This window comes from Longimicrobium sp. (genome assembly GCA_036377595.1).
Classification (GTDB): domain Bacteria; phylum Gemmatimonadota; class Gemmatimonadetes; order Longimicrobiales; family Longimicrobiaceae; genus Longimicrobium.
The window spans coordinates 1-8,175 of the sequence record DASUYB010000045.1 but is presented as its reverse complement, the minus strand read 5'-3'; the positions used below and the strand labels follow the sequence as shown (position 1 = coordinate 8,175).

4 protein-coding genes are annotated in these 8,175 nt (G+C 72.7%); 2 read left to right on the top strand and 2 right to left on the bottom strand.

What is annotated here, in order from left to right:
* The coding region (locus VF092_06795; protein ID HEX6746989.1) for a DNA topoisomerase (ATP-hydrolyzing) at positions 1-1,857 on the bottom strand (1,857 nt) is incomplete at its 3' end.
* Positions 1,858-2,387: 530 nt separating this feature from the next.
* Complete coding sequence (locus VF092_06790) at positions 2,388-5,354, bottom strand: serine hydrolase (GenBank protein HEX6746988.1); 2,967 nt, start codon at positions 5,352-5,354, stop codon at positions 2,388-2,390.
* Positions 5,355-5,712: 358 nt separating this feature from the next.
* Here VF092_06790 and VF092_06785 point away from each other — a divergent pair, with 358 nt between their 5' ends.
* Both VF092_06785 and VF092_06780 read left to right on the top strand, forming a co-directional pair.
* Positions 5,713-7,176 (top strand): diguanylate cyclase, encoded by a 1,464-nt coding sequence (locus VF092_06785; GenBank protein HEX6746987.1) that lies wholly within the window; start codon positions 5,713-5,715, stop codon positions 7,174-7,176.
* A 178-nt stretch (positions 7,177-7,354) separates the two neighbouring features.
* Positions 7,355-8,128 (top strand): gamma-glutamyl-gamma-aminobutyrate hydrolase family protein, encoded by a 774-nt coding sequence (locus tag VF092_06780; GenBank protein ID HEX6746986.1) that lies wholly within the window; start codon positions 7,355-7,357, stop codon positions 8,126-8,128.
* Positions 8,129-8,175: the final 47 nt, after the last annotated feature.

Here is an 8,175-nt window from a genome sequence, read left to right as displayed (position 1 = left end):
TCCCTCCGCCGTGACGAAGAGGAGCGAGCGGTCGGCGCGGAACTCCGAGACCACGAAGACGCCGGCCACGCCCGCCTTCTTCCCCATGTCGAAGAGCTGCCCCACCGCCTTGCCGCGCGAGGTGAGCCCCGCCTCGGGCACGTCACGCACCGTCAGCCCGTACGCGCGGCCGTCCGTCGAGAACACCAGCAGCGTGTCGTCGGTGCTGGCCACGAAGGCGCGCTCCACGTAGTCGTCTTCGTACTTGTCCAGCGCGATCCGCTTGCCGGCCGTCATGCTGCGCTGGTACACGGCCATGGGGATCTGGCGGACGTACCCCTCGCGGCTGACGGTGACGACCACGTGCTCGGCCGCGAGCATGTCCTCCAGCTTCACCGCCTTCTCGTTCTCGAAGATCTTCGTCCGCCGCGGATCCGCGTAGCGGTCGGCCAGCTCGCGCAGCTCCGCGCGGATCAGGTCCAGCTGCTTCTCCGGGCTGGCGAGGATCGCCTCGAGCTCGACGATGCGCGCCTCCAGCTCATCCAGCCGCTCGCGCAGCTCCTTGCTCTCCAGCTGCGTCAGCCGCGAGAGGCGCATGGCCAGGATGGCGTCGCTCTGCCGAGAGTCGAGCTTGAGCTCCTTCTCCAGCTTGTGCGCGGCGCTCTCGCGCGTGCGGGAGGAGCGGATGATCCGCACCACCTCCTCGATCCGGCCCAGCGCCACCATCAGCCCGCGCAGCACGTGCGCCTCGTCGCGCGCCTTCTCCAGCTCCCAGCGGCTGCGGCGGACGACGACCTGCACGCGGTGGTCGCGCCAGCGCTCCAGGATGGGCTTGAGCCCGAACTCGCGCGGCACGCCGTGGTCCAGCGCCAGCGCGATCACCCCGAAGGTGCTCTGCAGGGCCGTCCACTTGAAGAGCTGGTTGAGCACCTTCACCGCGTCGGCGCCGCGCTTCAGCTCCAGCACGATGCGGATGCCGTCGCGGTCGCTCTCGTCGCGCAGGTCGGTCACGTCGCCCATCCGCCCGGCGCGGGTGAGCTCGGCCACCTGCTCGATGATGCGGCTCTTGTTGGTCCCGTACGGGATCTCCGTCACCACCAGCTGCTCGCGGCCGTTGCGGCGGCTTTCCTTGTAGACGCGCGCGCGCATCACCACGCGGCCGCGCCCCTTGGTGTACGCGTCGCGGATCCCCGCCGTGCCCACGATGATGCCGCCGGTGGGAAAGTCGGGCCCCGGCAGGTGCGCCATCAGGTCGTCGAGGCCGCACCCCGGGTGGTCGAGGAGATGGAGGGCGGCGGCGACGACCTCGCCCAGGTTGTGGGGGGGGATGTTGGTGCTCATCCCCACCGCGATGCCGCTGGAGCCGTTGACCAGGAGGTTGGGTGCGCGCGCGGGGAGGACGCGCGGCTCCTGCAGCCGGTCGTCGAAGTTGGGCGCGAAGTCGACCGTGTCGCGGTCGATGTCGGCCAGCAGCTCCAGCGCGAGCGGCGAGAGGCGCGCCTCGGTGTAGCGGTAGGCGGCGGCGTTGTCGCCGTCGATGGAGCCGAAGTTCCCCTGCCCGTCCACCAGCGGATAGCGCAGCGCGAACTCCTGCGCCATGCGCACCAGCGAGTCGTAGACGGCCGTGTCGCCGTGCGGGTGGTACTTGCCCAGCACGTCGCCGACCACGGTCGCGCTCTTCTTGTACGGCCGCGTGGGGGTGAGCCCCGCCTCGTACATCGCGTAGAGGATGCGGCGGTGCACGGGCTTGAGGCCGTCGCGCACGTCCGGCAGCGCCCGCTGCACGATCACGCTCATCGAGTAGTCCAGGAAGGACTCCCGCATCTCCTCTTCGATGAGGCGGGGGAGGACTCGCTGGCGCTGCGTGGTGGCGATCATGGAACGGGTCTGCGTGTGGGGATGGCGGATCTGCACTGCTCAGGGCGACGGCGGTGGATGCAACAGAATGCGCCCGCGGCGGGGCGGGCGAAAGAGCGGCGTCGGATACACCGTGGGTGGGGAGATGTTCGGGAGAATTTCGGGGATAGAAAACTTACCGCTGGCCCGGCTGCAGGTCTGCTTCGGACGCATCCGTCGGCCCTCACCCTGCGCCTTAGAGCGCAAGCCCTCTCCCGATAACGGGAGAGGGTGGGATCCGTCGGCCGCGCATCCTGCGGCTCCGACAGAAGCTACGGTGCACCGCGAGGCCCGCGGGCTGCACCGTTGCTTTCCCCCACGCTTTGTTCTCCCCTCCCCTGCGCAGCGGGGGAGGGGCCGGGGGAGGGGGCCAGCCCGCGGCCACGCCAATCCCCGCCGCCGGCGCTGATGTCCTCACCCCTACCCCTCCCGGTACGGGAGGGGTGGCGAGCCTAGGCGAGCCGGGGAGGGCGCGAGGCGGCGGACGCACGACGCATGATAGGTACGCGTCATCACCCCCGCCGCCGCCCCCTCGTCGATCTCCGCGGCGTGTGCCTCGTGGGCCGGCGGGGGTGCTGCTTGGCGCGGATGCGGGCGCGCTCGCGGGCGGCCTCCGCCGCGGCCGTCGCCGTGCCGGCACGCGGGCGGACGGGCATGTCGGTGATCGCGCGCGCGGCCGCGTCGGCCACCGCCATCCGGATCCCCAGGATCAGCCCCTCGGTGCGCGCGGGGTCGTCGTACACGCGGTTGGTCAGCAGCACCACGAACAGGTCGCGCTCGGGGTCGATCCAGATCGACGTTCCCGTGTAGCCCGTGTGGCCGAAGGAGCGCGACGAGAACCAGTCGCCCGCCGAGCTGCGGTTCGCGGGCGTGTCCCACCCCAGCGCGCGGGTCTGCGCATTCGTCTGCTTGGTGGTGAAGCGCTGCACCGTGCGCGCGGACCAGATCCGCCGGTCGCCGTACGCGCCGCCGTTCAGCAGCGTCTGCGCGTACACGGCCAGGTCGCGCGCGGTGGAGAACAGCCCCGCGTGCCCGGCCACGCCCCCCAGCCGGAACGCGTTCCCGTCGTGCACCACCTCGCGCAGCACGTACGGGCGCTCGGACTCGATCGCGCTCGGCACCGTGCGGTCCCAGAACACCAGCGGCGGGCGGTACATCGTGCTCTGCATCCCCAGCGGCACGAACACCCGCCGCGCGGCGAAGCGGTCCACCGGCTCGCCCGCGCGGCGGCGCACCAGCTCGGCCATCAGGATCATCCCGAAGTCGCTGTACACCACCTTCGTCCCCGGCTCGTAGACCAGGTCGGTGCGGTAGACCAGCTGCAGCGCCGCGTCGGGGTCCGCCGACTGGCCGTACAGGTCGTCGCCCGGCGGGAGGCCGGCGGTGTGCGTCATCAGGTTCCACACGGTCACGTCGCCGCGCCCGCCGCCGCGGAACTGCGGGAGATAGCGGTAGACGGGCGCGTCCAGCCGCACCTTCCCCTCGTCCACCAGCGCCATCACCGCCGCGGTGGTGCCGACGACCTTGGTGAGCGAGGCGAGGTCGAAGAGCGTGCTCGTCGCGTCCACGGGATGCCCGGCGGTGCTGCCGATCCCCCGCAGCTTCACCAGCTTTCCGTGCCGCCCGACGGCCACGGCGGCCGCGGTGTAGATGCCGCCGTTCAGCCCGCGCTCGAGGATGGCGTCGATCTTCGCCAGCGAGTCCGCGCTCATCCCCGCCTCCCGCGCGGGCGCGCGGACGAGGCGGCGCGCGGGCGGCCACGCGGCGCGGGGATGCGGCACTTCGTCCGCCGGGCGCCGGATCTCCCCGAAGAGCGCCCGCGCGGCCGTGCGCTGCGCCGTCGCCCCCGATCCCCACACCATCACCACCGACCGCGCCTCCGGCACCGGCCGCGCGGGATCGGCGGCGAGGGAGACGTGGACCATCCGCCGCGTCGCCGTGTCGCGCACGAAGGCCAGGCTGTCGGCGCGGTAACTGGTCGTGTCGCGCCGCGCCGCCTTCGAGGTGTCGCGGGCGACGAGGGGGTTGATGCGGCCGATGTAGCGCACGGGATCGCCGGGGAGATCGGCGACGACGGCGCAGTCCGCGCGGTCGCCCGGCCAGTCGCCCAGGTCCGAGAGCGGCCCGTGGCGCGCCGCCACCCAGGTGCGGAGATGGAGGAGATCGGGAATGCGGCGCCGCAGCTCGCCCGAGAGCACGCGCACGTCCGCGTCCGGCGTCGTCACCAGCACCGTCCGGCGGCACCCCTGCAGCGCGGGGACGGGGCCGAGCACCGCCGTCGTCCGCTCGAATGCCGCGCCCGCCGTCGCCGCCGCGCCGTGCGCGGGGATGGGGAGGCGCGTGGTGTCCTTCGGCGGGATGCCGAGCGCCGCGCGGCGCTTGGCGGCGAACACGCGCCGCACCGCGCGGTCCAGCACGTCGCGGGGGATGCGGCCGCGCTCCACCGCCGCCGCGAGCGAATCCGCCATCGCGTCGGGATCGGTGACGCCGAGGAGGAGGTCCGCCCCCGCGCGCACGGCGCCGATCGCCGCGGGAACCATCCCCCAGCGCCGCGCCAGCACGCCGTCGGCCGAGACGTCGGCCACCACCACGCCGCCGAAGCCCAGGTCGCGCCGCAGCAGCCCCTCCGCGACCACGCCGGAGAAGGGGAGCGGCGTGGTATCCCCCGTCAGCGCGGGAAGGGCGACGAAGCCGGGCTGCACGCCGGCCGCGCCCGCCTCCAGCGCCGCCCGCAGCCAGTCGACCTGCATCACCCCCAGCGCGGTGCGGTCCCAGCGCGCGAACCAGGGCGCCGTATCTCCCGTCGTCGTGGGAGGTCGGAAGATAGTGATCGCGGGAAGGCGCCCGCCCTCCGCGAGCGCGCGGACCCAGGCGGCGTACGCGGCCGCCGCCGTGTCGGAGAGCGTGGCCGGGGACGCGATCGCCGAGTCCGACGGGAGCGCGGGGCCGCCGGCCAGCACAAGGTCGATCCCCATAGCCTTCGCCTCGGCGGCGGCGGCCTCGCCGACCTCCCTTGCGACATCCGCGTCCGCGAGCGCCATCAGCCCGTCGGGCGAGGGGAGCTCCGTCGCGCCGCCGAACGCCGGACCCGCGCCGCGCTCCATCCGCGCCGCGATCAATGGAGCCAGCGGCAGGCGCCGCAGCGTGTCCGCGAAGACGGCGACGGCGCGCGCGTCGCCGCCCGTCATCTCCACCCCGCCCAGGCCCGCGGTGGCCCAGCGCAGCAGCCGCGCGCGCGACGAATCGCCCGGCGCGGCCGCGGGGGCCACGGGGCCGGCGCGGACCACCAGGAGCTGGGCCGCCTTCTGGCGCACCGTCATCCGCGCCAGCCGCGCCTCGCTCCAGGGCGACTGCGGTTCGCGCGGGGCGCACGCCGCCGCAAAAAGCGAGAGGAGCGGCAGCACGCACGCACCCGCGCGCAGCCGCCCGCGCGCGGAGGTCGTGAACGGAGCGAACGATTTTGTTCTCGTACGGATCAAATCGGATACGCGGGTCAGGGGACTTGACCACGACCGTCGGCAGGAAACGGACCCGAGGCTGGGACAGGGCTAGAACAGACCTGTGGCAACAGTGTCTCACCGGAAACATTTGTCGTCGCCGTAAATCCTTGTCACAACTGGCTTCTCTGCGAAATCCCGGCTGGCTTGGCTTTTGCCGGATGGGGGGCCGTTCGAAGTCAGAGGCCATGGCAGGTCCACAGGCGCAGGGCCCTTCCGGCAAGGGTGCGCTCCCGCCCACCTTGCGCTGCATCCTGACAATCCGACACGCTCCCCGCACTCCGGGGATCCGGCCGGGCCGCCCTCAGGCTCCGTGCCGAAGCACATCCACGCTGACGCGATGACCGAAGCACCCGCCACGGTGTTCGTGGCCGACGACAACCCGTCCATCCTGCTGGGGCTGGACCGCGCGCTCAAGGCGCGGGGCTACGACGTGCGCACGGCGGGCACCGGCGGCGCCATCCTCCGGCTGCTGAACGACCATCCGCGCACCCCCGACCTGGTGCTGCTGGACGTGATGATGCCGGAGCTGAGCGGGATCGACGTGCTGCGCTCGATGCGCCGCGACGACCGCTTGGCCGACGTGCCCGTGGTGCTCATCACCGCCACCAACGACGGCGCCCTTCCCGTCTCCGCGCTGCGCGACGGCGCGGTGGACTTCCTGACCAAGCCCTTCCGCCTCGACGAACTGCTGGCCCGCGTGGACGCGCACGTCACGCGCAACCGCGAGCTGCGACGCGCGCGCGAGCAGGCACGGGTGCGGCTCGAGGCCATCGACCTGATCCGCGAGCTGAACCGCGTGGTCAGCGCCGACGAGATGTTCCACCTGGTGACCGCGCGCACCGCGCAGGTGCTGGGCGTGGCGCGCTGCTCGGTGCTGGTGGTGGAGCACGGCCGAGCCACGGCGCGGGTGGCCGCCAGCAGCGAGCCGCAGCTGAGCGACGGGCTGGAGCTGGCGCTGGAGCACTATCCTGAGGTGCGCCGGGCGATGGAGACCGGCCGCCCAGTGGCCGTGCACGACGTGGCCGGGAGCCCGCTCTTCGACGGCGTGCGCGACGGCTGGGCCGAGCGCGGCGCGCCCGAGCTGCGCTCGGTGATCGTGGTCCCCTTTCCGCTCACCGAGAACGTCACCGGCCTGTTCCTGGAGCGGGCCACGGTCGACGAGCCGGAGCTGGGCCCCGAGGCGGGCGAGCTGGCCGAGCGCGTGGTCGACGCCATCGTGCAGGCGTGCGGGCGGGTGCAGGTGTTCGAGCGGCTGATGCAGCAGCGGCAGCACCTGCACGACCTGGCCAACACCGACCAGCTCACCGGCGTGGCCACGCGCCGCGCGGTGGAAGACTACCTGCGCACCGAGCTGCAGGTGGCCCGCGAGCGCGGCGAGCCGCTTTCCGTGGTCCTCCTGGACCTCGACCGCTTCAAGGAGATCAACGACACCTTCGGCCACCCGGCCGGCGACGCGGTGCTCAAGTCGCTGGGGGCGTGGCTGCGCTCCGAGAGCAGCATCCGCACGCACGACCGCCCCGGCCGCTACGGCGGCGACGAGTTCGTGATCGTGCTTCCCGGCACGGGGATGGCCGGCGCGCAGCGCTTCGCCGAGCGGGCGCGGCACGAGTTCGGGCTGATCCCGTTCGTGTTCGGCGGCACGTCGGTGCGCGCGTCGCTCAGCGCGGGGATCGCGTCGTGGCCCGAGTCGCCGGCCGAGACGCTGGACGAGCTGATCGCCGAGGCGGACGCGGCGCTGTACCAGGCCAAGCAGCAGGGGCGCGACCGGGTGTGCGCGGCGGGCGCGGCGGCGGTGGGATAGAACAGTAGTGCGAGAGTGCGAAAGTGCGAGAGTGCGTCGGCTCCGAGCGAGGCCAGCGCACTTTCGCACTTTCGCACTTTCGCACTTTCGCACTTTCGCACTTTCGCACTTTCTTGAGGGGGCGCGGAACCTGCGAGGCTCCGGAGCACTCTAATCCAGCATGGAACGGGAGAATTCGTTGCGCCCGCTGATCGTCGTCACCACCACGCTCGCGCCGGGGTCGCACAACCTGCCGGCGGTGCGGCTGAACGTGCAGTACGTCACCGCGGTCGAGGAGCCGGGCGGCACCGCCGTCCTCCTCTCCCCCGGCCACGACTGCGCGTCGGTCGAGCGGCTGGTGGGGATGGCGCACGGGCTGGTGCTGACGGGCGGAGAGGACGTCGCGCCCGAGCTGTACGGGCAGGAGCCGCACCCCGAGCTGGGGAGCGTGAACCCGCGGCGCGACGAGATCGAGATCGCGGCGCTGAACGCGGCGCTGCGGCGCGGCATCCCCGTCCTCGCCATCTGCCGGGGGATGCAGCTGCTGAACGTGGCCCTGGGCGGAACCCTCTACCAGGATCTCCCCTCGCAGCTCGGCGGCGACGTGCTGCACGAGCAGGAGGCGCCCGTCACCCACCGCTGGCACCACGCCGACGTGAAGCCCGGCTCGGGGCTGGAGACGATCTTCGGCACGCGCGAGCTGTTCATCAACTCCTTCCACCACCAGGGCGTGGACCAGCTGGCGCCTTCGTTGGCGGCGACGGTGTGGGCCGAGGACGGGCTGGTGGAGGGGGTGGAGGGGACCGAGCACCCGTGGCTGTTCGGAGTCCAGTGGCACCCCGAGCGCGGCGAGGCCGAATCCCCCGCCGACGAGCGCGATCCCGACCGGCGGCTCTTCTGGGCGTTCATCCAGGCCGCCCGCGAGTTCGCCGAGACTCAGGCGACGACCGATCTTCTAGCCGCAGCGGACTGACCCGAAGAAGTGCATGAGTGCGGAAGTGCGTGAGTGCGTCGGTCCTC

Excerpts from the sequence above, each read along its gene's own strand:
- VF092_06785 (HEX6746987.1), top strand. The coding sequence starts at position 5,713 with ATGACCGAAGCACCCGCCACGGTGTTCGTGGCCGACGACAACCCGTCC.